Annotated in this window: 25 protein-coding genes, 21 tRNA genes and 2 rRNA genes; 10 read left to right on the top strand and 38 right to left on the bottom strand. The window is 47.3% G+C overall.

The features are described 5' to 3' along the window. Positions 1–41 precede the first annotated feature (41 nt). Together BXO87_RS11145 and BXO87_RS11140 are read right to left on the bottom strand one after the other, a co-directional pair. Positions 42–284 (bottom strand): DUF2584 domain-containing protein, encoded by a 243-nt coding sequence (locus BXO87_RS11145; RefSeq protein WP_003152249.1) that lies wholly within the window; start codon positions 282–284, stop codon positions 42–44. A 57-nt stretch (positions 285–341) separates the two neighbouring features. Then, positions 342–1115, bottom strand: coding sequence for an alpha/beta hydrolase family protein (locus BXO87_RS11140; RefSeq protein WP_038459580.1), 774 nt, complete (start codon positions 1113–1115; stop codon positions 342–344). Between the two features lie 139 nt (positions 1116–1254). On the opposite strand from BXO87_RS11140, the gene BXO87_RS11135 reads away from it, so the two are divergent. Genes BXO87_RS11135 through BXO87_RS11125 form a run of 3 tightly spaced genes read left to right on the top strand, consistent with a single transcriptional unit; the run spans position 1255 to position 3840 of the window. Then, positions 1255–2259, top strand: coding sequence for an ABC transporter substrate-binding protein (locus BXO87_RS11135; RefSeq protein WP_038459582.1), 1005 nt, complete (start codon positions 1255–1257; stop codon positions 2257–2259). An 11-nt stretch (positions 2260–2270) separates the two neighbouring features. Then, a complete protein-coding gene (locus BXO87_RS11130) occupies positions 2271–3053 on the top strand; it encodes an ABC transporter ATP-binding protein (protein WP_038459584.1) in 783 nt (260 codons plus the stop codon). Next, complete coding sequence (locus BXO87_RS11125; protein ID WP_038459587.1) at positions 3028–3840, top strand: ABC transporter permease; 813 nt, start codon at positions 3028–3030, stop codon at positions 3838–3840. Before BXO87_RS11130 ends, BXO87_RS11125 begins: the two co-directional genes overlap by 26 nt. 35 nt (positions 3841–3875) lie before the next feature. Here the strand turns inward: BXO87_RS11125 and ytkD are convergent, their stop codons facing one another. The 3 genes from ytkD to BXO87_RS11110 form a co-directional block, all read right to left on the bottom strand. After that, entirely contained in the window at positions 3876–4355 is a 480-nt protein-coding gene (gene ytkD / locus BXO87_RS11120) for an RNA deprotection pyrophosphohydrolase (RefSeq protein WP_003152244.1), read from the bottom strand. A gap of 132 nt (positions 4356–4487) precedes the next feature. Continuing rightward, positions 4488–4892 (bottom strand): phage holin family protein, encoded by a 405-nt coding sequence (locus tag BXO87_RS11115; protein ID WP_007408834.1) that lies wholly within the window; start codon positions 4890–4892, stop codon positions 4488–4490. A 151-nt stretch (positions 4893–5043) separates the two neighbouring features. Then, positions 5044–5481, bottom strand: coding sequence for a Dps family protein (locus BXO87_RS11110; protein WP_007408835.1), 438 nt, complete (start codon positions 5479–5481; stop codon positions 5044–5046). Between the two features lie 124 nt (positions 5482–5605). Here BXO87_RS11110 and ytzI point away from each other — a divergent pair, with 124 nt between their 5' ends. Continuing rightward, positions 5606–5755 (top strand): YtzI protein, encoded by a 150-nt coding sequence (ytzI, locus tag BXO87_RS11105; protein WP_007408836.1) that lies wholly within the window; start codon positions 5606–5608, stop codon positions 5753–5755. On the opposite strand, the gene BXO87_RS11100 is transcribed toward ytzI, so the two are convergent. Both BXO87_RS11100 and BXO87_RS11095 read right to left on the bottom strand, forming a co-directional pair. Continuing rightward, positions 5752–6195 (bottom strand): FixH family protein, encoded by a 444-nt coding sequence (locus BXO87_RS11100; protein ID WP_038459589.1) that lies wholly within the window; start codon positions 6193–6195, stop codon positions 5752–5754. The genes ytzI and BXO87_RS11100 overlap by 4 nt on opposite strands. A gap of 114 nt (positions 6196–6309) precedes the next feature. Then, positions 6310–6783 carry an S-ribosylhomocysteine lyase gene (locus BXO87_RS11095; protein WP_003152237.1) on the bottom strand — a complete coding sequence of 158 codons (474 nt, stop codon included), beginning with the start codon at positions 6781–6783 and terminating at the stop codon, positions 6310–6312. A 124-nt stretch (positions 6784–6907) separates the two neighbouring features. Between BXO87_RS11095 and yidD the strand changes: the two genes are divergently transcribed. After that, positions 6908–7135: a membrane protein insertion efficiency factor YidD gene (gene yidD, locus BXO87_RS11090; RefSeq protein ID WP_007613292.1), complete on the top strand. Its 228-nt coding sequence runs from the start codon at positions 6908–6910 to the stop codon at positions 7133–7135. Here the strand turns inward: yidD and BXO87_RS11085 are convergent. Both BXO87_RS11085 and BXO87_RS11080 read right to left on the bottom strand, forming a co-directional pair. After that, positions 7132–7701: a beta-class carbonic anhydrase gene (locus BXO87_RS11085; protein WP_003152233.1), complete on the bottom strand. Its 570-nt coding sequence runs from the start codon at positions 7699–7701 to the stop codon at positions 7132–7134. The genes yidD and BXO87_RS11085 overlap by 4 nt on opposite strands. A gap of 118 nt (positions 7702–7819) precedes the next feature. Then, positions 7820–8068, bottom strand: a complete 249-nt coding sequence (locus BXO87_RS11080; protein ID WP_007613295.1) for a type B 50S ribosomal protein L31 — start codon at positions 8066–8068, stop codon at positions 7820–7822. Between the two features lie 197 nt (positions 8069–8265). On the opposite strand from BXO87_RS11080, the gene BXO87_RS11075 reads away from it, so the two are divergent. The 3 genes from BXO87_RS11075 to BXO87_RS11065 are packed head-to-tail and all read left to right on the top strand — an operon-like array spanning position 8266 to position 10876. Beyond that, a complete protein-coding gene (locus BXO87_RS11075) occupies positions 8266–9597 on the top strand; it encodes a cytochrome ubiquinol oxidase subunit I (RefSeq protein WP_038464602.1) in 1332 nt (443 codons plus the stop codon). A gap of 22 nt (positions 9598–9619) precedes the next feature. Then, positions 9620–10660: a cytochrome d ubiquinol oxidase subunit II gene (locus tag BXO87_RS11070; protein WP_038464217.1), complete on the top strand. Its 1041-nt coding sequence runs from the start codon at positions 9620–9622 to the stop codon at positions 10658–10660. A 57-nt stretch (positions 10661–10717) separates the two neighbouring features. After that, the gene (locus tag BXO87_RS11065; protein ID WP_007408842.1) at positions 10718–10876 is read left to right on the top strand and encodes a DUF1540 domain-containing protein; all 159 of its coding nucleotides are present in this window, start codon (positions 10718–10720) and stop codon (positions 10874–10876) included. 388 nt (positions 10877–11264) lie between these two features. Here BXO87_RS11065 and menC read toward each other — a convergent pair whose 3' ends face one another. From menC to BXO87_RS11030, 6 genes are all read right to left on the bottom strand, one after another. Further along, a complete protein-coding gene (gene menC / locus BXO87_RS11055; RefSeq protein WP_038464220.1) occupies positions 11265–12380 on the bottom strand; it encodes an o-succinylbenzoate synthase in 1116 nt (371 codons plus the stop codon). Next, on the bottom strand, positions 12377–13840 hold the full coding sequence (locus tag BXO87_RS11050; RefSeq protein WP_038464223.1) for an o-succinylbenzoate--CoA ligase: 1464 nt from the start codon (positions 13838–13840) through the stop codon (positions 12377–12379). Before BXO87_RS11050 ends, menC begins: the two co-directional genes overlap by 4 nt. An 87-nt stretch (positions 13841–13927) precedes the next feature. Continuing rightward, positions 13928–14746: a 1,4-dihydroxy-2-naphthoyl-CoA synthase gene (gene menB / locus BXO87_RS11045; protein ID WP_007408846.1), complete on the bottom strand. Its 819-nt coding sequence runs from the start codon at positions 14744–14746 to the stop codon at positions 13928–13930. A 58-nt stretch (positions 14747–14804) separates the two neighbouring features. Further along, entirely contained in the window at positions 14805–15629 is an 825-nt protein-coding gene (gene menH / locus BXO87_RS11040; RefSeq protein ID WP_032873544.1) for a 2-succinyl-6-hydroxy-2,4-cyclohexadiene-1-carboxylate synthase, read from the bottom strand. Continuing rightward, positions 15617–17353 (bottom strand): 2-succinyl-5-enolpyruvyl-6-hydroxy-3-cyclohexene-1-carboxylic-acid synthase, encoded by a 1737-nt coding sequence (menD, locus tag BXO87_RS11035; RefSeq protein ID WP_038464227.1) that lies wholly within the window; start codon positions 17351–17353, stop codon positions 15617–15619. The genes menH and menD overlap by 13 nt, the downstream gene beginning before the upstream one ends. Beyond that, complete coding sequence (locus BXO87_RS11030) at positions 17350–18765, bottom strand: isochorismate synthase (protein ID WP_032868316.1); 1416 nt, start codon at positions 18763–18765, stop codon at positions 17350–17352. Before BXO87_RS11030 ends, menD begins: the two co-directional genes overlap by 4 nt. 282 nt (positions 18766–19047) lie before the next feature. Between BXO87_RS11030 and BXO87_RS11025 the strand changes: the two genes are divergently transcribed. After that, positions 19048–19767 carry a TraR/DksA C4-type zinc finger protein gene (locus tag BXO87_RS11025; protein ID WP_007408850.1) on the top strand — a complete coding sequence of 240 codons (720 nt, stop codon included), beginning with the start codon at positions 19048–19050 and terminating at the stop codon, positions 19765–19767. A 156-nt stretch (positions 19768–19923) separates the two neighbouring features. After that, entirely contained in the window at positions 19924–20394 is a 471-nt protein-coding gene (locus tag BXO87_RS11020; protein WP_007408851.1) for a TspO/MBR family protein, read from the top strand. A 36-nt stretch (positions 20395–20430) separates the two neighbouring features. Here the strand turns inward: BXO87_RS11020 and BXO87_RS11015 are convergent. The 23 genes from BXO87_RS11015 to BXO87_RS10905 form a co-directional block, all read right to left on the bottom strand. Then, a tRNA-Glu gene (locus tag BXO87_RS11015) sits at positions 20431–20502 on the bottom strand. 3 nt (positions 20503–20505) lie between these two features. Then, positions 20506–20596, bottom strand: a tRNA-Ser gene (locus BXO87_RS11010). Between the two features lie 3 nt (positions 20597–20599). Then, positions 20600–20674, bottom strand: a tRNA-Asn gene (locus BXO87_RS11005). Positions 20675–20683: 9 nt separating this feature from the next. Beyond that, positions 20684–20760, bottom strand: a tRNA-Ile gene (locus tag BXO87_RS11000). Between the two features lie 15 nt (positions 20761–20775). Continuing rightward, positions 20776–20849: transfer RNA gene (locus BXO87_RS10995), tRNA-Gly, on the bottom strand. An 8-nt stretch (positions 20850–20857) separates the two neighbouring features. Beyond that, positions 20858–20933, bottom strand: a tRNA-His gene (locus BXO87_RS10990). Between the two features lie 20 nt (positions 20934–20953). After that, positions 20954–21029, bottom strand: a tRNA-Phe gene (locus BXO87_RS10985). 10 nt (positions 21030–21039) lie between these two features. Continuing rightward, positions 21040–21116 (bottom strand) — tRNA-Asp (locus BXO87_RS10980). A gap of 6 nt (positions 21117–21122) precedes the next feature. Continuing rightward, positions 21123–21199 (bottom strand) — tRNA-Met (locus tag BXO87_RS10975). A 19-nt stretch (positions 21200–21218) separates the two neighbouring features. After that, a tRNA-Ser gene (locus tag BXO87_RS10970) sits at positions 21219–21311 on the bottom strand. A 7-nt stretch (positions 21312–21318) separates the two neighbouring features. Next, positions 21319–21395: transfer RNA gene (locus BXO87_RS10965), tRNA-Ile, on the bottom strand. Between the two features lie 2 nt (positions 21396–21397). Further along, positions 21398–21474, bottom strand: a tRNA-Met gene (locus tag BXO87_RS10960). A gap of 20 nt (positions 21475–21494) precedes the next feature. Next, positions 21495–21567 (bottom strand) — tRNA-Ala (locus tag BXO87_RS10955). Positions 21568–21571: 4 nt separating this feature from the next. Beyond that, positions 21572–21648 (bottom strand) — tRNA-Pro (locus BXO87_RS10950). Between the two features lie 17 nt (positions 21649–21665). Beyond that, a tRNA-Arg gene (locus BXO87_RS10945) sits at positions 21666–21742 on the bottom strand. A gap of 9 nt (positions 21743–21751) precedes the next feature. Beyond that, a tRNA-Leu gene (locus BXO87_RS10940) sits at positions 21752–21837 on the bottom strand. A 19-nt stretch (positions 21838–21856) separates the two neighbouring features. Further along, positions 21857–21931: transfer RNA gene (locus BXO87_RS10935), tRNA-Gly, on the bottom strand. A gap of 9 nt (positions 21932–21940) precedes the next feature. Beyond that, positions 21941–22024, bottom strand: a tRNA-Leu gene (locus tag BXO87_RS10930). A gap of 10 nt (positions 22025–22034) precedes the next feature. Beyond that, positions 22035–22110 (bottom strand) — tRNA-Lys (locus BXO87_RS10925). A gap of 37 nt (positions 22111–22147) precedes the next feature. Beyond that, positions 22148–22223 (bottom strand) — tRNA-Thr (locus BXO87_RS10920). A 29-nt stretch (positions 22224–22252) separates the two neighbouring features. After that, positions 22253–22328: transfer RNA gene (locus tag BXO87_RS10915), tRNA-Val, on the bottom strand. Between the two features lie 23 nt (positions 22329–22351). After that, positions 22352–22467: ribosomal RNA gene (gene rrf, locus BXO87_RS10910) — 5S ribosomal RNA — on the bottom strand. A 50-nt stretch (positions 22468–22517) separates the two neighbouring features. Next, positions 22518–22628, bottom strand: a 23S ribosomal RNA gene (locus BXO87_RS10905); the annotation flags it as partial.

Below are 22628 nucleotides of genomic sequence, written 5' to 3'. Positions count from 1 at the left end.
CAAAAAAGCCAAGGGTGTTTATGCCCTCGGCTTTTGTTTTTTCAGTTTGTCGAATGAAGCGACGTGAGTCTGTATGTAATGCTTGTCCGGCCGTTCGCCCATTCGAGCTTTTGGACCTCGCCGGTGCCGGATTTCTCGCCGGTTTTCGTTTTGCGCACGTCCATCGGAATATCAAGAGGATAGACGCGGTAGCCCTCTTTCTCCAATAAAAAGATATTTTCCTCTATCCGTTTTTCATTGCCTTTTGTCACAATCATGGTATTAAATTCAACAGGCATTCCCAAAATGAAAATCCCCTTTCATTCTCTTATTCTTTATTATCATATCATAAATCCGGCATCTTACCGCGTCTTCATCCATTCTGCCAGCCGCCGGACAATGCGTCTGTTTTCCTGCGGCGGAAAATAATGCGTAAAACCGCTGTAATACCAAGTTTCCACCGGTTTCCCCGCCTCTTTCAGCTTGTCCTCGATCAGCCGGGCGTGTTCGATCGAAACATTCTTATCATTCTCTCCATGGATGAGCAGCACAGGGGCCTGAATGCGGTCTGCTTTTTCAAACGGCGAACGCCATCTGTATTCATCCGGCACCTTTTTCGGCGTGCCTCCGATCACCCGCTTCATCATCCGCCGCATATCCTTCCGCTCTTCATAAGTAAGCACCATATCGCTCACACCGCCCCATGATACGAGCGAAGCCGCTTGATGCCCCATTTCAATCGCTGTCAAAAGCCCCATGATTCCGCCCCGGGAAAAACCGAAAATATGCACCCGCCCTTCCCTGACGTTCGGATGCTCCCGAAGCAGGCGAAAAGCGGAAAACGCGTCCTCTCTGTCCTCTCCCGCAAAATCTTCATTTCCCTCGCCGCCCTGATTGCCTCTGTAATAAGGCGCAAACACGACAAAGCCTTGGGAAGCGAATTGAACGATTCTTCCGGGGCGTACCATGCCGACATTTTTTATGCCGCCGCGCAAATATAAAAAACCGTCATATGTGCCCGGCGCCGCAGGCTCGGCAAGGAGCCCCTTTACCTTCAGCCCTTCTGACTCATAGCATACCGCAAAGAGGCGGACATGCGGACTCGGAGACGGGAACCTTTTCTTTTCTACCAGCAAAACAATGCGCCTCCTTATATCATCAGTTTTTTTATTCTTTCCCAACGTGAATATGGGCACTCACACATTTTTTATACCCATCATACGATATGTAAAGCAGAAAAGGTTATTTTAACGCTTAAAACAAGGAGGTTACACCGTGAACAAATGGCTCAAAACGGGCTGCGTTTTTGTCATATGCGCCTTTTTCCTGCTCATTCTTCCGGCCTGCAGACAGGAAGAAAGTCTGACGAAGGTAAAGGTGGCGGAAGTCACACACTCCATCTTCTATACGCCTATGTATGTCGCTGAAGCAAAAGGTTTCTTTAAAAAAGAAGGGCTCCAAGTGTCACTTCAAACAACATGGGGCGGAGACAAAACGATGACATCGCTTTTGTCAAACGGGTCTGATATCGCGCTGGTCGGTTCTGAAACATCCATTTACGTGGAGGCGCAGGGAGCAAAAGATCCGGTCATCAACTTCGCGCAGCTGACACAGACGGACGGCACATTTCTCGTGTCGCGGAAGGATGAGAAATCATTCAAATGGAGCGATTTAAAAGGAAAAACATTTCTCGGCCAGCGAAAAGGCGGCATGCCCCAAATGGCCGGTGAGTACGTCCTGAAAAAGAATCACATAGAGCCGAAAAAAGACATTAACCTCGTTCAAAACATTGATTTCGCCAATATTTCCAACGCATTCGCATCCGGAACGGGTGATTATGTGCAGCTTTTTGAACCGACGGCATCCCAGTTTGAAAAAGAAGGCATCGGCCATATCGTCGCATCCTTCGGAGAAGCTTCCGGCCAAGTGCCATACACAACCTTTATGGCAAAAGAAAGTTATTTGAAAACCAATGAAAAGACGGCGGAAAAATTCACCCGCGCCATCTATCGCGCCCAGCAGTGGGTGGAAAGCCATCCGGCCAAAGACATCGCAAAAACGATTCAGAAGGAATTTGCCGATACCGATCCGGCCATTATCGAAACATCGATAGAGCGCTATAAAAAACAAAAGTCATTCTCTGCAGACCCAGTTCTGCAAAAGGATGAATGGGAACAGCTTCAATCTATTATGGATGAAGCCGGAGAGCTCCCGAAACACATTCCGTACAGCAAACTCGTCAACACAAAAATCGCCAAAAAAGTCACCTCAGAACAATAGGAGGAACATGAATGTCTTTTTTACATGTCGATCATGTAACACATACTTATTTCTCGCTGAAAGAAAGAACAACCGCCGTGAAAGATATACATTTTCAGATTGAAAAAGGAGATTTCATCTCCTTCCTCGGGCCGAGCGGATGCGGAAAAACAACACTCCTGTCCATTCTGGCCGGCCTTATCACCCCTGCGCAAGGCCGGGTTCTGATTGAAGGGAGCGTGCCGAACCATAAAGAACACCAAATCGGTTATATGCTTCAGCAGGATTATTTATTTCCTTGGAAATCAATTGAGGAAAACGTGCTGCTCGGTTTACGCATTTCAAAAACATTAACAGAAGAAAAAAGAGCTGAAGTTCTCAGCCTTCTGCCTAAGCTCGGATTAATCGGCGTTGAAAAGAAATACCCGAAAGAGCTGTCAGGCGGAATGCGGCAGCGGGCGGCACTTGCCAGAACTCTTGCGCCGGACCCGGGACTGCTGCTCCTTGATGAACCGTTTTCCGCGCTGGACTTTCAAACGAAGCTTTCTTTGGAAAACCTTGTCTTCAGAACATTAAAGGATTTTCAAAAAACCGCCGTGCTCGTCACCCACGATATCGGTGAAGCCATCGCCATGAGCGATACGATCTATTTATTTTCGAATCAGCCGGGCACCATCCACCAAATATTCACCGTGCCTAAGGAGCTCGCGGCTTTAGATCCGTTTGACGCGCGTCAGGATCCGGCCTTTCAGCCGCTGTTTCAAACCATATGGAAGGAGCTGAATTCCCTTGAAAAACAGCAGCGGCTCGATTGAACAGCTTCATCAGCAGTTTAAGAAAAGACACCAAAAAGAAAAGCTCCGGATCCGTGCGTATCAGGCCGCCATTTTCATCGTATTTTTTGCCGGTTGGGAAATATCGAGCAGGGCGGGCTGGATCGATCCGTTAATCTTCAGCTCACCCTCCGCCGTTTGCAGGCTTTTAGTTGAAAAGATTGCGGACGCATCCCTTGCGGCGCACATCGGCGTAACCTTAGGAGAAACCGTTCTCGGCTTTTTGCTCGGCACGCTCCTCGGCACATGCCTCGCCGCTCTGTTATGGTGGTCAAACAGGCTCGCCCGGGTTTTAGACCCGTACCTCGTCATTTTAAACGCGATGCCGAAGGTCGCACTCGGACCGATTCTCATCGTGGCACTCGGACCGAATTTCACAAGCATTGTCGCCATGGGAGCAGTCATCAGTGTCATTATCACGACAATCGTCGTCTTTACGGCTTTTCAGGAAGTGGATGAAAACTATATTAAGGTCATGAAAACCTTCGGAGCGAAAAGAAGCATCATGTTTAAAGAAGTCATTCTGCCGGCATGCGCCCCTGCGATTATTTCCGCGCTTAAAGTGAACGTCGGTTTATCCTGGGTCGGTGTCATCGTCGGCGAGTTTCTCGTTTCCGAAAAAGGTCTGGGCTACATGATCATTTACGGATTCCAGGTCTTCAATTTCACTCTTGTGTTCTTAAGCCTTCTGATCATCGCGATTTTTGCGACATTGATGTATCAGGGAGTCGAACTGTTAGAAAGAAAATGGACGAAAGGAAAAATATAAAAAAGACCCGTGCGTAAGCGCCGGGTCTCCGTTTTTTATGATTGAAATACGCCGTCTTCTTTCAGCTTTTTCAGACTGATCGGAAGCACCGAATCTTTCATAATGAAACTGAATTTTTTATTTCGGGGGAGATTCTCCGGCAGTTCGCTGAACAGCACCGGCCCCTTTGTTTCAAAATAGTCAGCCTGTTTTTCAAGCTTTTCAATATCGGCAAAATAAATATTCTTCACGATTACCTTTTCCCTGCCGAGAACTTTATACTGTCCGACGTACTTCAGATGTCTTACCGCGGCACCGGTTTCTTCTTTCACCTCGCGCAGGGCCGCTTCCTCCGCACATTCCATCGGCTCCACTTTTCCGCCCGGAAATTCAAACCCCCGGTCTTCGTGCTCAGTCAAAAGCCACTTATCTCCGTATCGGCATATGACCCATACGTGCTTCGGGCTGTCTGAAAAAGGCTGGTGTTCAAAGGAGAGCTGAACAGTGTTCTGATAATAGTCTTTAAACTCGTACATGTTTATCCCTCTAATCCGTTCCTTCATATCTTCCATACATCATACCACAGTTGCGTTTGTTCGGAAGCCCTTTATCAAAAATTCAGAGGAAAACCATCATACCCGCTAGTATAGCCTCCTTTGAAGCAAATGTTACGGTTTGCGCTTGAATTTATTTTTCAGGGTATCCAATAGATCGACGAGCACCTGCGGGACCGGTATGCCCAGCGAGCTTGCCGTAATCACGATCTGAACAGATTCGTATAAGATATAAAACATGATAGCCAAATTACGGATGGCGCCTTCGGTATGAAGCAGCTGGTCAAAAAAATGGCAAACTGAGACTAATGCCAGGGTCACGATTTTTTTGACCAGCCGCGCAAAAAGCTTTCTTGCGCTCAGCTGCTGCAAAAGAGATTCTTTTAAGCTTGTACTGATAAACTCAATCGCCATGACCGATAGCAAAATCAGAAACGAATACTGAAAACCTCCGAAGAAAAAACCCGCTGCCGACACGATCACTGCAAAAAACGAAAAGATGCCAAAGTCTTTGCCCACTTGATCCAACATCCTTTCACAGAAACGGCCTTACATTATTCTATGAAAAGTGAATGGAACGGACTGGATTTTTCAGAAAAATGGACAACACCTCTCTTCGGCAGCCAAATAAAAGACCGAGTGCTTTATAGCCCCGGTCTTCCCTTGTTGATTATCCCAAATACGCTTTCAGCATCCAGTTATGTTTTTCGATATTCTGGTGAATAGCAAGCAGCATATCACCGGTCGTTTCGTCTCCGACCTCATCTGCGAGGTCCATGCCGCTTTTCAGCTCTTCCGCAATGACAGTGAAATCATCATAAATGTTCTGTACCATTTGTTCTGCGCTCTCATTGCCTTCCGCTTCTTTTACAGAGGCTGTCTTCAATGATTCCGTCATTGTGCCGATCGGCTTGCCGTTTAATGCCAGCAGACGTTCTGCCAGATCATCAATATATGTAGCCGTTTCGTTATACAGCTCCTCGAACTTTTCATGCAATGTGAAAAAGTCCTTCCCTTTGACGTACCAATGATAGTTATGTAATTTCACATACATGACCGTCCAGTTTGCAACTTGCTTATTGACTGCATCCAATAGTTTTTCTGACATGCCTATCTTCCTCCTTCGGTTTACTATTGATATACCCTATATATTGTGTGTTAAAACATAAATTTTTAGCCCTTGATTTTACGGATGGAAAATATGTTATGATTTGTTAAAAAGGAGGGATTTCATGCTGCTTCTTCTGAGCTTCGGCTTTCTTATCGTGCTCGCCGTGCTGCTTTTATCCATCTGGTCGACTGTAAGAGCTTATAATGTAAAGCATACGATTGACCCGCCGGAGGATGCATCAAAAGGTTTGACGGATAAAAAAAATCCTTAATGATGATGCGTCTGTTCCTCATGGCCGGAGGAATCATCGGCAGCTTCAGCATCCCCGACACGCACTTTTACAGTCGGCATATTATGCAGCTGTTTTGCCGTTACGTGGGATTGAACGGTATACACACCCTCTTCATCAAATTCAGTCCGCAGGTGATACGCCCCTTTTTCCTCCTTGGCCTTGCTTGTTTTGCTGCTGCCTTTTTTTCCTTCTTTCCATACTTCAAACATAACTTCATCCGCATCCGTGACACGCTTGCCGCCGTAAAAAACCTCCGCCTTGTATTCAGCTTTTTCATGCGGTGCTGCCGTTTCCGGTCCTGTAAGCTTGACCTCAAGCGCTTTAGGCTCCTCATCCGCGGAGGTTTTATCCGAATTGCCCCCGCAGGAAGATAATAGAAATACCATACCGCACATACCTGCCAATACAGCCCGTTTCATCCCATCACTCCTTTATGTTTGCTTCTATTTTAGCAAACGCTTACACATAAGGTGTGACATTTTTTAGAAAGATGTAAAAAAGCCTTTTTGCATGTCAGCAAAAAGGCCTGTTTTTTATCCGAACACTTTCAGCAAATCTTCTTTATCTTGTGACAGCCAGAAACGCATCAGACGTTTTGCGCCTTCTAAATCATGAAGTTTCGCCTGGCCGCACTGTTTTTCGTTGGCCGCCGGAATCTCCGTAATATCGATGGCTTCTTTCAGCGTAGCGTCAAGCAGGTCTACAATTTCTTCCGCTGTCGGCTCGCCGCTGACAACAAGATAATAGCCTGTCTGGCAGCCCATCGGTGAGATATCTATGATGTCGAAGTGATCGTATTTCTCAGAATGTGTGCGAATCGTAAACGCAAGCAAGTGCTCAAGCGTATGAATCGTATCCGGCTTCATCGCCTGTTTGTTCGGCTGGCAGAAGCGAATGTCAAACTTATTCACGACGCCGTCTGTTCCGACTTTATGCACTCCGCAATGTCTTACATACGGAGCCACAACCGCATTATGGTCAAGCTCAAAACTTTCTACTGAAGGCATAATGGCACTCCCTTTTTTTCAGAATATGCATCCATTATAACACAGTTTTCCGATAAGAATTGTGGCGGAAGCTTTTCAATCTGAAATTTTTTTTCTATACTAGCATCAGAAAGGTGGTATTTTGATGAAAACCATAATGATTGCTTTAATCCGCGGATACCAGAAGTTCATCTCTCCGCTGACGCCGCCGTCATGCCGCTTTTACCCGACGTGTTCGCAGTACGGAATCGAAGCCGTCAAGACTCACGGCGCATTAAAAGGCGGATGGCTGACACTGAAGCGGATTTTAAAGTGCCACCCTTTTCATCCGGGCGGTGTTGATCCCGTACCGGACAAAAAAGAAAAACATTAGTCCATATGCTGGTAGCCGTCGATCACCAGATCAAGTTTACCGGTTTCAGGATCAATCACCAGACCGTGCACCGGCACATTGTCAGGGAATAGCGGATGGTGTTTAATGACGTTTACGCTGTCTGTAACACTCGCTTCTACTGAATCAAAGCTTTTCAGCCATTGATCAAGATCAACTCCTGAGTGCTTCAGCATGTCAATCCGCTCTTTCGGAATACCGCGGTCGATAATTTTATCGAGCATATCCTCGCTGTTGATTTTGCTCATGCCGCAATCATGGTGGCCGATAACGCAGACTTCATCGGCGTTTAATTCGTATACGGCCACTAAAAGGCTGCGCATGATACTTCCGAACGGGTGGGCGACAAGCGCGCCGGCACTTTTAATAATTTTCACATCGCCGTTTCGCATGTTCATCGCATGCGGAAGCAATTCTACAAGACGCGTGTCCATACAAGACAAAATCGCCATCTTTTTATCCGGGAATTTAGATGTTTGGTATTTTTCATAATCTTTGTTTTTAGTGAACTGCTCATTAAATTGCATGATATCGTTTAGAAGACTCATCTTGGTGTTTCCTTTCTGCTTTTTTATTCACAATATAACATAAGACGGGTCAATTCGTCACTCCCCGCACGAGATGACAAAGTGCTCAATAAATAAGACAAACCCCATTGGGCTTGTCTTATTTCCCCATATTGTATTTTTTGTTGAACTGTTCGACTCTCCCGCCTTTTTCGTTGAATTTTTGGCGGCCTGTATAAAACGGATGCGTATCTGAGCTGACCTCTACTTTAATCAGCGGGTATGTCTTTCCGTCTTCCCACTCTGCCGTTTCCTCTGATTTTTTCGTAGAATGGCTTAAAAAGCGATAGCCGCTGTTCACATCTTGAAAAATCACCTGATGGTTATCCGGATGAATATCTTTTTTCATGCTGATCTCCCTTTCTCAAATCGTAATAATTACGTTTTATTTTAAACCTTAAATAACCGCTTGTCAATCATATATGCCCTGATCCCTTGGTTTCTAAACCCTGCACATATATGGAATCGGAAGAATAATCTAATCGCTTCAGCAAATAATATAACCACATTACATAAAACGGTAATTTAGAAAGGCGGTTTATGATCGTGGATGATTTAGTGTTAGCCAGAAGCCTGTTCGGGACAACCATGGGCTTTCATATTATTTTTGCGACGCTTGGTGTCGGCTTGCCTCTGATGATTTTAATGGCTGAATTGATTTATCAAAAAACAAAAGATCCGCATTATTCCATTATGGCGAAAAGGTGGACGAAGGCGCAGGCTGTTCTGCTCGGCGTGGCGATACCGACCGGAACGATCGCGGGTACACAGCTTGCCCTTTTGTGGCCCGGATTCATGGAAGTCATCGGCAGGGTGATGTCCCTCCCGTTTCAGATTGAAATTTATGCTTTCTTTATCGAAGCGCTGTTTATGTCCATTTATGTCTACGCCGCTGACCGGCTGACTCCGGCGATGCGCATCATTGCCGTTATTTTTGTTTTGATCGGCGCCGCGGCATCCGCCGTCTTAATCACAAATGTTCACGCATTTGAAGGAACGCCGGCCGGCTTTAAAATTTTAAACGGCAAAATCACTGACGTCGAACCTTGGGCAGCGTTTTTTAATCCAAGCTTTTTCACCACCGCGGGCCATGTCGTACTGACGGCTTTCATGACCGGTGCATTTATCGTCGCGTCAGTTGCGGCTTATAAAATGCTGAGAACGAGAAAACAGGAGCAGGTATACCGCTTTCACCGAAAAGCGCTGCTGCTCGCCTTAACGATCGGCGGGATATTCTCCATTATTGCCTCTTTAAACGGTCACGAGTCAGCCCAGCTTCTTTACGAATACCAGCCTGAGAAGCTTGCGGGCGCAGAAGGGCTGTTTGAAACTAGATCACACGCTCCGCTTGCGATCGGGGGTTTTACTGATGCAAAAGAAGAAAAAGTAAAATGGGCGATAGAAGTGCCGTGGGCTTTAAGCTTTTTGGCTGCAAACAGCTTTGATACCGTCGTCAAAGGATTGAACGCGTTTCCGAAAGACGAGTGGCCGCCTTTATTCATCCATACACTGTTTAACGGAATGGTCGGCATCGGAATGCTGCTCATTTTGTACTCAATCATCGGCATCGTGTGGAGAAAAATTTTAAAGAAAGACAGCTTTCCGACTTGGCTTTTGATTTTATTTTTAACCGCAGGACCGCTCAGTCTGATCGGAATTGAATTCGGGTGGATATTCGCTTGTACGGGGCGGCAGCCATGGGTGATTTACCATCTCCTGAAAACGTCTGATGTCGTCACGACAACCGGTTCAATTGGTTTGCTGTTCATCCTGTTTACAGTGGTTTACGCCATTTTGGCAGCCGCAGTCATTTATGTGCTGCTTTATTATTTCCGCAAACATCCCGTTGAGGAGGATGTAAAAGCGGCGGAATCCTAACAATAGAAAGGGCTGAATTGAAATGGACATTACCATGGATGCTCTCATTGCGATATCAATCGTATGGGGCTTCGTGTTTATCTACGCGGTCATGGCAACGATGGACTTCGGAGCCGGCTTTTGGTCGATGATTTATTTAAATAGAGAACAAACAAAGGCGACAAACATCGCCAACCGTTATTTGTCCCCGACATGGGAAGTGACCAACGTCTTTATCGTCGCAATCGTTGTCGCCCTATTCAGCTTCTTTCCAGGGGCAACCTTCGTGCTGGGAACCGTTTTATTGATCCCGGGGAGTATTATTTTGCTGCTTTTAGCCATCCGCAGCGGCTTTCTCGTCTTCTCCAATACGGCGAAGGAAAGAAAAATCATGAGATATATCTCCGGAATTTCGGGCTTCATTATTCCCGCTGTGCTGATTTTGGTCCTTCCGGTCACACACGGAGGATTTATTGATAAGACGGGCGGCGTGTATCACCTGAATTTGGCAAATGTCTTTACAAGCCTTAATGCGTATGCGTTTATCGGCTTTGCCATTTTAAGCACTTTATTTTTATCTTCACTGCTTCTGGCCGATTTTTCAAATGTTGCGGAAGAGGAGCATGCGTACCGCATCTACAGACGGAGCTCTTTAATAACAGGGCCGCTGTCGCTTCTTTTTGCCTTCTTCATTATGCTGACATTACGCTCTGAAGCCGGCTGGCTGTATACGGGGATGATGAAAGACAAGACATGGCTCATTCTGTCTGTCATTACATTTATCATTGCCGGCGCGGCTCTGTTTTTGCCGAATAAGCACTTCGGCCGCAACCTCGGCAAACCGAGAATCGCCATGATCGCCATTGCGCTTCAATACTTTCTGGCAAGCTATGCATACGGACGGGCGCATCTTCCTTATATGATTTATCCTGATATTACGGTCATGTCAGGATTTACGGAGCCGGCAACCTTCAGGGCGCTGTTTATGACGTATATCGTCGCTTTCATCATTTTGTTTCCCGGGTTTTATTTCTTCTGGAAGCTCTTTATGAAAGACAGACGTTATATCCGCCAGGAGGAATAACAAAAATCAGGGCGGCTCATACTAATGGCGTACCTTTTATCTTGGAGGGGAGCCAGCATGGACCAAAAAATTCTGTGTGAAGTCAATAACTGTTCATATTGGGGCAGAGGAAACAAATGCACGGCCGACGCTATTTATGTGGTCAGCCATACAGGCGAAACCGCTGAAAAAAGTGAAGAAACGGATTGCAAAACCTTTAAACCGCATGATTTATAAAAGTAAAGAGCTGTTTTATACAGCTCTTTTTCATTTCCGCGCCGCAAGCCTTTTTGAAATCAGCCCCTGAGCCGGAGAAAACCGCGCGGATGAGAAGCATGGCAGAAAGGCGGTTCGTCGGCAAATATAGGCGGCGGCAGACGGTACAATCAGTATCGCATTCATGACAAGCACAGAATTTTTTATCAAGATGTACATCTTTGCCCCAGCCAGAAAGCAACACCTGCGATGTAAAGCCGACACTGTTTGAAGAATAAAAAAATCATCGTATTCGCCTATTAAAAAAACCGGCTGATACAGCCGGTTCAAACGGGGGAAGGGGTGATGATGAACAGTTTCAATATAACAGCAGCATACAGGCAGCTCAACTCGCTGAAATGTCTTTTTATCAGTTGTTTGTCGTAAAAACGTCCATTTGGGTGACGTATTTTCTCATTATTTCCTGATTGACTTCGACACCCAGTCCGGGACCGTCCGGAACAGAGATGAACCCCTCTTCGATACGGATGTCGGGAGTGACAATATCCTCCTCCCAGTATCGGTCTGATGAGGAAATGTCACCCGGTATCGTAAATTGCGGCAGCGAAGCGAGCGCGACTGTCTGCGCTCTCGAAATGCCGGTTTCAAACATTCCGCCGCACCAAACCGGCATGTGATGCTCTCTGCATAAATCATGTATTTTTAAAGCCTCTGTCAGGCCTCCTACACGCGCTGGTTTTATGTTAATGATTTTACAGCTCCCAAGCTCAATCGCCCGCCTTGCGTCATCATATGAGCATATGCTTTCATCGAGGCATACCGCGGTTCTCAAGTGTTTCTGCAGGTGGCGGTGATCGACAATATCATCTGCCTGAAGCGGCTGTTCTATCATCATGAGCTGGAATTCATCCAACTCTTTCAGCCTGCTGATGTCTTTCAGTTCATATGCCGAGTTGGCATCCGCCATCAGCGGTACGTTCGAAAAACGGCTGCGGATGGCTCTGATCAGATCAACGTCATGGCCGGGCTGAATTTTTATTTTTATACGTTGATAACCTTCTTTTACGTATTGCTCAATTTCCCGAAGCATCTCATCAGCCGAAGCCAGCCCCACCGCCACGCCGGCGGGCACTTTATCTCTTTTGCCCCCTAAGGCTTCTGCGAGAGATATCCCCTTTTTCTTGGCATATAGATCCCACACGGCTGATTCAAGCCCCGCTTTTGCCATGCGGTTTCCTTTGAAACGCGCGAGACTGTCAGGCACTTCTGACGGATGGAAAAACTCGCGGCCTACGACATTTGGGATAAAAAAATCTCTCAGCATATGCGCGCATGTATGAATCGTTTCTTCTGTATACCACGGAGAAGAAAACGCCGATACCTCCCCCCAGCCGGTTCTCCCGGTTTCATCGATCGCTTCCACGATCAAAAATTTACGGTCCTGCAGCGTTTCAATACTTGTTTTAAACGGTTTTTTCAGCCTCATACTTACATGATAAAGGGTGATTTTTTCAATCTTAATCATGACAATTCTCCTTTACGAAGCTCATTCAGCCGATGCCTCATCAGTTTATTGGACGCGTTCCGCGGGAGCCCGTCAACCTCGAAAAAAGCAGCCGGTATTTTATATTTTGCAAGCCGCTCACGGCAAAAGGCGGTCAGCTCCTCAGAACTGACAGAAGAAGTCAGCACGAGAAAAGCATGCGGCACTTTCCCCCACTTCGGATCTTCGGCTCCCGAAACACCTGCCTCCGCTACAGCCGGATGGGCAAGCAGCGCCGCTTCCACTTCTGCCGGGTAGATGTTTTCTCCGCCTGAAATAATGAGGTCCGACCGCCTGTCCAGCACGTATAAAAACCCTTCATCATCCAAATAGCCAAGATCGCCCGTTTTAAACCATCCATTATGAAAAGCGGCCTGGTTTGCGTCATCACGATGGTAATACCCTTTCATTACATTCGGGCCTTTCACCGTAATTTCACCGTGTTCAAACGGCGCACAAGGGTTTCCGGCTTTTTCAATTCTAATTTCGCATGAAAACAGCGGTTTACCGGCCGAGCCGAGCTTGTCCATACTGAATTCCGGAGAAAGCGTGACAATCTGTGAGCAGGTTTCAGTCAAGCCGTAAGATTGGAATACCGGAAATTGTTTCCTGCGGCATTCTTCAAGGAGCGGCAGCGGTGCCGGACCCCCGCCAAGCAGAATGCAGCGCAGTGATTCAGGACATTGTTCAGTTTCCGCAAGCAGGCCCGAAAGCATGGTCTGCACCGCTGAAATGATCGTGACCTGATGGGAGCTGATGCTGTCAAGCACATCAGTGACAGAAAATTTTTGATGAAGCACGACAGGCATGCCGTAAATGACCGACTTAAACAGCGCAGACAGACCGCTGATATGAAACAGCGGCAGCGCAATAAGCCAGCGGTCCCGCTCCGTGACCCCCAGATTCAGCGCAGACGATACAGCGCTGGAATAATGATTACCGAACGTCTGCTGCACCCCCTTCGGCCTTCCTGTTGTTCCTGACGTATACATAAGAGTCGCCGTATCATCAAGCGTTACATAAGCTTCCGGCTTCATGTCTTCAGCGGCTTTGGCCTGCAGCTCGTCCACATCTGCGGTGGCGACAGCAGATTCATATTCTTCGCGGCAAAAGCCGTCCTCCGTCAATAAAAGCTTTGCCTGTGAATCTTCGAGCTGAAACAACCGTTCCTGTTTTGAGAGCTTCGTATTCAACAGCACAGCTTCCGCCCCTAATAAGAAGCAGGCGTGAACGGCATAAACCATTTCCGGTCTGTTAGAAAGCAAAATCGCAGCGCGGTCTCCTTTTTTAAGCGAGCAGTATTTGGACAGCCGCGCGGCCATTTGTTTAGAAGCATGATATAATTCTCTGAATGTCATCTGTTTGTTTTCAAATATGAGAGCGATTCTCTCTGGTGTCAGCTGAGCCCTTTGAATGAGCCAATTCGGCTGTTCTGTCAGCATGTTATCATCTCCGAGGTAAAAGTACTTTTTTTGAAAAGAAAACAGCTTGGACCAGAGCGGCTCAAGCTGTTTCGTAGTGTCATCTGATCACGGAAAACGAGGGAACTGACCGAAATCGGGACTGCGTTTCTCTTTAAAGGAATCACGGCCTTCTTTCGCTTCGTCAGTCGTGTAATAAAGAAGCGTTGCATCTCCTGCAAATTGCTGAATTCCGGCGAGGCCGTCTGTATCAGCGTTAAATGCCGCTTTAAGGAAACGAAGGGCTGTAGGGCTTTTCTCAAGCATTTCTTCACACCATTTAATTGTTTCCTCTTCAAGTTTCTCTAATGGGACAACTGTATTGACAAGCCCCATGTCGAGCGCTTCCTGCGCATTGTATTGACGGCATAGGTACCAGATTTCACGGGCTTTCTTATGTCCGACGATACGCGCCAAGTAACCTGAGCCGTAACCGGCATCAAAGCTTCCCACTTTCGGTCCGGTTTGGCCGAAAATCGCGTTATCGGCCGCAATCGTTAAATCACAGACGATATGAAGCACATGGCCTCCGCCGATGGCATAGCCTGATACCATCGCTACGACCGGTTTAGGAATCACGCGGATCAAACGCTGAAGATCAAGCACATTCAGACGAGGGATCTGATCGTCTCCGACATATCCGCCGTGACCGCGGACTTTTTGGTCTCCGCCTGAACAGAATGCTTTATCTCCCGCTCCCGCAAGAACGATGACACCAATATTGGAGTCATCACGCGCACGAGCAAACGCGTCAATCATTTCTGATACCGTCTTAGGAGTAAATGCGTTATGTACCTCCGGGCGGTTAATTGTTATTTTTGCAATACCGTTATACGTCTCGTACAGGATTTCATCGTACTGACGTTCACTTTTCCATTCTGCAGCCATTGATATGACCTCCTTCATTTTTGCCTGAGTCCGGCCGAAAAGCTATTTTCTTTATGCTTTACAAGCCGTATAAAAACTCACTTACTATCTTACCAAAAATTCGCGGCTGTTCCACATGTACCGTGTGCCCCGCCTGTTTGACAACCTCTATTTTACTTGATGGGAGCAGGTTATGCACCTTTTGATTAATAGCGCAAAACTTTTCATCCCATTCACCGCATATGAGCAGGACGGGCGCCTTGATGCGGTGTAATGCCTCCCACCAGGAAGGCTGTGAGCCCGTCCCCATTCCGAGCAGGCTTCCTGCAAGTCCGGACGGATTATTTTTCAGCCTGCCGGCACGGATGGACGCCTTTACGCTGTCCGGCAGAGAAAGCTGCGAGGCAAACAACGGAATGCCCTCCCAATAATCGACAAACGATGTTATACCTTCCCGCAATATAAAGTCAGCAAGCTTCCGGTCTGACTGAATCCGCTTTTTGCGTTCCTGAAGCGTGCTGAGGCCCGGAGTTGTACTTTCCAAAACAAGCGCTGACACCCGATGCGGAAATGCCTGTGCAAAGGAATACGCAAGTCTTCCCCCCATAGAATAACCAATAAGTTTCACTTTGTGAAGTTTTAATTGATCAAAAACGGCGGCAAGGTCCGCAACCTGCCGGCTCGCACTGTACCTTGCCGCTTGCACAGGCGCGTCTGTCTCCCCGTGACCAAGGCAGTCAATCATCACCATTCGTTCGCCGGGAAACATGCCGCGTAAAAACATCCATGATTCTTTGCTGCCCGTAAATCCATGCAGACAAACAATAGCTTCAGATGATTCGTGGCCGCTATCAGCAGCCCGATAGCATACGCCGTCGGCCGTTTTAACCGTTACAGCTTCCATTCTTTTTTCACTTCCCGCACTGCGGCCTGCAGCAGATCGCGATGGAATTGAACTCTTGATGTCCGATCTGTTTTCAGCTCGATTATATGAAGTCCGGGCTTGTCCGCCTGCGGCTGATACGCATCCTTAAATGCTTCCCATGTCTCAGGGCAAGTATACGTCCCGCCGTACAGTGCGGCGGCATGCCGGAAATCAAGGCCCGTCGGCGTACCGAACAGTTCTTCAAAATGAGTCTTATCAGATGCCTGCGGCAAAAACGAGAAAATCCCGCCGCCATCATTGTTTATTAAAATAACCGTAAGCGGAATTCCAAGTTTTTTAGCCGCTAACAGCCCGTTTAAATCATGGTAAAACGATAAATCTCCAATTACAAGCGTGACAGGAGCTTTTGTACCCTCACACAGTCCCATAGCCGAGGAGACAACTCCGTCAATGCCGTTAGCGCCGCGGTTGGCATAAACACGGAAGGAACGATCTTGTTTTTCAAAGAACGTATCCACGTCGCGAATCGGCATGCTGTTGCCGACAAAAATCGAACTGCCTTCAGGGACAAGATGCTGAAGCTGACGATATACATTTCCTTCAAATGATAAATCATCCATGCTCGCGGCCTGTAAATGACTCCGGAACCGCTCATTGACAAACTGCCATTTCTCAAGCCATCCGGACGGCCGTTTTCCGGTTTCAGCTGAACGGACCGCTTCCAAAAACACAGACGGATGGCAATGAATCATATGCGCGCCGGCCTGGGTGGGATCTCTCCATCCTCCGTCTTCATCGACGATAAACTGCTCAATGGCAGGATCATCTCTGAGCCATAAAAAGAGCGGTTTCGAAACCGGCATCGGGCCGAAGCGGATCACAGCGTCCGGGCGCAGCGCCTCTTTTATTTCTTCATCTTTTAAAAACGAGTCATAAGCATCAATAATCAGCGTCTTATCATGCTCCCCGTTTCGGAGGTTTGAAAGCGGGTCAGCTAAAATCGGGAACTGAAGCATCTCGGCAAGCGCGATGATTTGCTGCTTTTCTGCTTCACCGTGAATTTCGCCGCAGACGATCATACCTTTTTCGGTACCCGCAAGACGCTCTGTAATATGATAGAGAGAATCTTGATCAGCGGACTGAATCCCTGTTGTGACTGAGACGTGCCGCCCCTTTCTCATTCTTTCAAAAGGTCCGGCTGATAAATCCGGCATCAAAGGCTCTCTGAGCGGCACATTGATATGGACTGGCCCCATCGGGCGCTTCCCGGCTTCACTTACGGCTCTGCCGGCCAATGTTCTGATATAGCTCAGCATTTGAGGATTTTCCTCAGGCAGAGCCGAGTCTGTGAAAAACTTAACAAAGTTACCGAACAGAAAATGCTGGTTAATCGCCTGAGGCGCCCCCACTTCCCTCAATTCATGCGGCCGGTCAGCAGTCAGGACAATAAGAGGCACTCTTGAATAATGAGCTTCAATCACGGCCGGATAGAAGTTAGCCGCTGCCGTTCCTGACGTACAAATCAGCACCACCGGACGCTGGCGGGCTTTTGCAAGACCGAGTGCGAAAAAACCTGCGGATCGTTCATCAATCTGTATATGGACTTGAATATCCGGGTGGGCCGCCGCCAAAACCGCCAAGGGAGTTGACCTCGACCCCGGGCAAACAACCGCGTCGGTGACACCCGATAGAGCGAATTCATCAATAAAACTTCCGATATAATGTGTAATCGGGTTTGTCAAAGCCTTTCACCTCCTAAAGCAGAGATCATCGGCTTTAGTTTAATTTGTGTTTCTTCATATTCTGATTGCGGATCTGAATCTTCAACAATGCCGCAGCCTGCGAAAAGCCGCGCACTTTTGCCTTCAATCAGCCCTGATCGGATAGCCACGACAAATTCTCCGTTTTCCCTGCCGTCCATCCAGCCGATCGGTGCCGCGTACCATCCGCGTGTCATCGGTTCAATATCAGCGATAACTTCAACAGCTTTCTGCTGGGGAGCTCCGCCCAATGCCGGTGTGGGATGCAGCTTTTCAATTAAATCAAACAGCGAAGCGGACGTTTTAAGATGGCCTGTGATCGGTGTATATAGATGCTGAACACTTTTCGTTTTATATAATTGCGGACCTGCAGGCTTTTTCACATCGCTGCAGCTCGACAAGAAAGAATCGTGTATCATCTGAACCACAAAATCATGTTCCGCGAGATTTTTTTCGTCATGCAGCAGCTCTTTGCCGAGACGCTCATCTTCTTGTTGATTTTCTCCGCGCTTAATTGAACCTGCCAGACAGGTGGACATAACGTCTTTGCCGGATTTTTTGATCAGCCGTTCCGGTGAAGCGCCGACAAAGCATTTATCTCCCTGCTCAATCGCAAAAACATAGCTTGTCGTTTGGTCCGTCAAAAGCTTGCGGACAACGCTCTCCGCCGGAATAGGCCCATCATATGACAAAACGACTTCCCTTGCCAGCACGACTTTATCATATTGATTTGCTTTCATATCATTTGTTGCTGTTTTAATGGCTTCAAGCCAGTTTTCCACATCAAGTTCTTCCGCTTTTGTTAAAACAGGATATTCTTCATACTCGATTGAAGAAACTGAAAAAGCTTCCGAAAAAGATTTCAGACGTTTCAGCGTATCTTCTGCCTGATTACCGTCTGCCGCCCATTGATTGACGGTTAAATAATCACCATCTGCCGTCTTTGTCAGCATGAGTGAGGGGATAAAGAACAGTCCTTCTTCGAACCCGTTCCATTCGTCTCCTCTCTCTTCAGCAGGATTAAATGAAAAACCTCCGAATAAGACAGGGCCGACCGCGGTATGCGCCGCCTCTTCTTCTTCATGAATATGAAAAGCCGTCTTTTTAAAGCGCTCCCATTGTTCAAAAACGTCGTGATAACGCTTTCCATTTTTTTCATTCGATTGGAACAGCGCTTCTGTGCCAAGACCGACTATTGTTAATTCACTACCGGGTTCTGACCAAAAAAATCGTTTGCCTTTATATTTTTTTGCTCCGTCTTTGAAAAATGATAGAGGGTCTAAAGACGCAATACGTCTTGAATAGCTCAATAAGACAGCATGGTTGACTTGTTTGGCTTTATGTAATGCATGATCTGCTTCCTCTCGGAACGTATGCTGCACCGTTGTCACCATGAGACATTCCTCCATAATCCGTTAAATGCTTTTAATACAATACACCTGTGATGACTTTGTGTCAAACACACAGATGTGAGCACGACAAAATGCCTGCATTTCTTATTATAAACCTTTTTGCGCAAATGAATAAAGAAACAAACTTGAATTTTCTTTCCCCACTCTCGGCAATCACTGTATCCTTTTACTTCCTCATGGGAAAATGACTATTTTTATCCACCATTTTTCTGCGCAAAAGCGTTCATACTAACAGTAAGCATCACATAGAAACGAGGGATTGATGTGCTTACAAACGAACAGATCACACACTTAAAAAAAGAATTGGAAGAAGCCAGACATGATATTTTAAGCCGCTTTAAAGAAAATGATCAATTTCAGTTAGCTGATGAATTCCCGTATCAGTCATCCGGCGAATTGTCTTCCTATGACAATCATCCCGGCGATCAGGCGACCGAATTATACGAGCGGGAAAAAGACCTGGCTCTGCTCGACCATGAACGGGAGCACCTTCGCGACATTGATTACTCTCTGAAACAAATTGAAAACGGCACATACGGCACATGTGAAGTCAGCGGCAAGGACATTCCTTATGACAGACTCGAAGCTCTGCCGACGGCTACGACATTGGCGGAATATTCCTCGCAGGATGCCGTTTCCAAAGACAGGCCGATTGAGGAGGAAACACCGTTCGGACAGTTTGAATTTGATGATGATGAATCAATCCGGGCGACTTACGATAGTGAAGATGCTTATCAGGATGTTGAGGAATACGGAAACTCAGAAACGCCTCAGGATTTAGAGGATCCTCCGCTCAGCTATGGGGATATGACAATGAACTCAGAAGAAAACATCGGCTATGCTGAGGATTATGAAAACTTTATCGCGACAGATATTACCGGAAAAAACATTTCCGTGTATCCGAGCAAAGCACACGAAAAATATGAACAGGAACTGGACGAAGAAGGAATTATGACGACCTTTGGCGATCTTCATGCTGATTAAAACCCCGGCCTGCCGGGGTTTTTGAATACAAATAAATGGTTTGCTGCATTTTTACATTGAAAACTCATACACTTAATGGTGCATGAACCTTTTAAAAGGTTTAATATTTCCAAAAAAGGGAACTAACGTATTGACATTGAATGACGGAGGGAACAAATGAAAAAGAAGTATATCGGTGCGATTATTGTATTTATCATTACATATGTCTTGTTTTCTTTAGCGGGGGTTCTCTTTCCCATCGACCGGGAATGGTATGACGCGCTGCAAAAACCTGACTGGACGCCGAGCGGATCAGTGATCGGCATCATATGGGCGGTTTTGTTTGCGCTTATTTCGCTCTCAGCAGCCTTGATATACCCAAAGTTTTCATGTAAAGAATCCAAAGCTTTTTGGGTGATGCTTCTCATCAATTATATCGTGAATCAAGGATTCAGCTATTTTCAATTCACACAGAAAAATTTGCTTGCTGCATCTATCGATTGCCTGCTTGTGGCTGTGACAACACTCATTCTGTTGCTCATTGCCGGTAAATACAGTAAAGCTTCAGCCTGGCTTCTGGTCCCTTATTTATTATGGAGCGCTTTTGCCACATACCTGTCTTTTACCATTTACACTATGAACGCATAATAAAAAAACCTTGCATAGTATGCAAGGTTTTTTTAATGACCCGTACGGGATTCGAACCCGTGTTACCGCCGTGAAAGGGCGGTGTCTTAACCGCTTGACCAACGGGCCTTATGGCGGAGAAGGAGGGATTTGAACCCTCGCGCCGCTTACACGACCTACACCCTTAGCAGGGGCGCCTCTTCAGCCACTTGAGTACTTCTCCGTATGGCTCCACAGGCAGGATTCGAACCTGCGACCGATCGGTTAACAGCCGATAGCTCTACCACTGAGCTACTGTGGAAAATCATCATGGTGGGCCTGAGTGGACTCGAACCACCGACCTCACGCTTATCAGGCGTGCGCTCTAACCAGCTGAGCTACAGGCCCATGACAATATAAAAATGGAGCGGGTGATGGGAATCGAACCCACGACATCAGCTTGGAAGGCTGAGGTTTTACCACTAAACTACACCCGCATGTTGTTTGGGGCGATTGATGGGAATCGAACCCACGAGTGCCAGAGCCACAATCTGGTGCGTTAACCACTTCGCCACAACCGCCAAAACAATATTAAATTAAATGGTGGCTCGGGACGGAATCGAACCGCCGACACACGGATTTTCAGTCCGTTGCTCTACCAACTGAGCTACCGAGCCTTTTTATAAATGGCGGTCCGGACGGGACTCGAACCCGCGACCTCCTGCGTGACAGGCAGGCATTCTAACCAACTGAACTACCGGACCATTTTTTGGTTGCGGGGGCAGGATTTGAACCTGCGACCTTCGGGTTATGAGCCCGACGAGCTACCGAACTGCTCCACCCCGCGATGATAATTAAATTAGATATGGCGGAGGAAGAGGGATTCGAACCCCCGCGGGCTTTGACACCCCTGTCGGTTTTCAAGACCGATCCCTTCAGCCAGACTTGGGTATTCCTCCGTATAAGTGGTGGACCTTGTAGGACTCGAACCTACGACCGGACGGTTATGAGCCGTCTGCTCTAACCAACTGAGCTAAAGGTCCAATGGTAGCGGCGGAGGGGATCGAACCCCCGACCTCACGGGTATGAACCGTACGCTCTAGCCAGCTGAGCTACACCGCCAAAAAACAATTAAAATCAAGTGGAGCCTAGCGGGATCGAACCGCTGACCTCCTGCGTGCAAAGCAGGCGCTCTCCCAGCTGAGCTAAGGCCCCAAAATGGTCGGGAAGACAGGATTCGAACCTGCGACCCCATGGTCCCAAACCATGTGCTCTACCAAGCTGAGCTACTTCCCGTTTTTCAAAAGTATGTATGGCGCGCCCGAGAGGAGTCGAACCCCTAACCTTTTGATCCGTAGTCAAACGCTCTATCCAATTGAGCTACGGGCGCAACAATAAGTGCCGAGGGCCGGACTTGAACCGGCACGGTAGTCACCTACCGCAGGATTTTAAGTCCTGTGTGTCTGCCAATTCCACCACCCCGGCATGGATGGTATAGTATAGTTGGAGCGGAAGACGGGATTCGAACCCGCGACCCCCACCTTGGCAAGGTGATGTTCTACCACTGAACTACTTCCGCGTTTGGCAATGCGGATGAAGGGACTTGAACCCCCACGTCTGTAAAGACACTAGAGCCTGATTCTAGCGCGTCTGCCAATTCCGCCACATCCGCAAGAAAAACATGGTGAGCCATGAAGGACTCGAACCTTCGACCCTCTGATTAAAAGTCAGATGCTCTACCAACTGAGCTAATGGCTCTTATTACAAGAGACTTATATAGTATAACATATAAAGGTGGTGCCGGCAAGAGGACTTGAACCCCCAACCTACTGATTACAAGTCAGTTGCTCTACCAATTGAGCTACACCGGCTTAATACGCCAACTTATGTATGATAGGAATGGTGGAGGATGACGGGCTCGAACCGCCGACCCTCTGCTTGTAAGGCAGATGCTCTCCCAGCTGAGCTAATCCTCCGTATATTACACTTGCGTGTAATGGCTTGGCGGCGTCCTACTCTCACAGGGGGAAACCCCCGACTACCATCGGCGCTGAAGAGCTTAACTTCCGTGTTCGGCATGGGAACGGGTGTGACCTCTTCGCTATCGCCACCAAACCATTGAGAGTGTTCTCTCAAAACTAGATAACAGTAAGCATACATTCAAATTGGTTAAGTCCTCGATCGATTAGTATCTGTCAGCTCCATGTGTCGCCACACTTCCACCTCAGACCTATCAACCTGATCATCTTTCAGGGATCTTACTTCCTTGCGGAATG

Origin of the sequence: Bacillus sp. GZB, assembly GCF_001975995.1 — a bacterium.
Taxonomy (GTDB): Bacteria; Bacillota; Bacilli; order Bacillales; family Bacillaceae; genus Bacillus; species Bacillus velezensis.
This window is presented reverse-complemented; position numbering and strand designations above follow the sequence as displayed.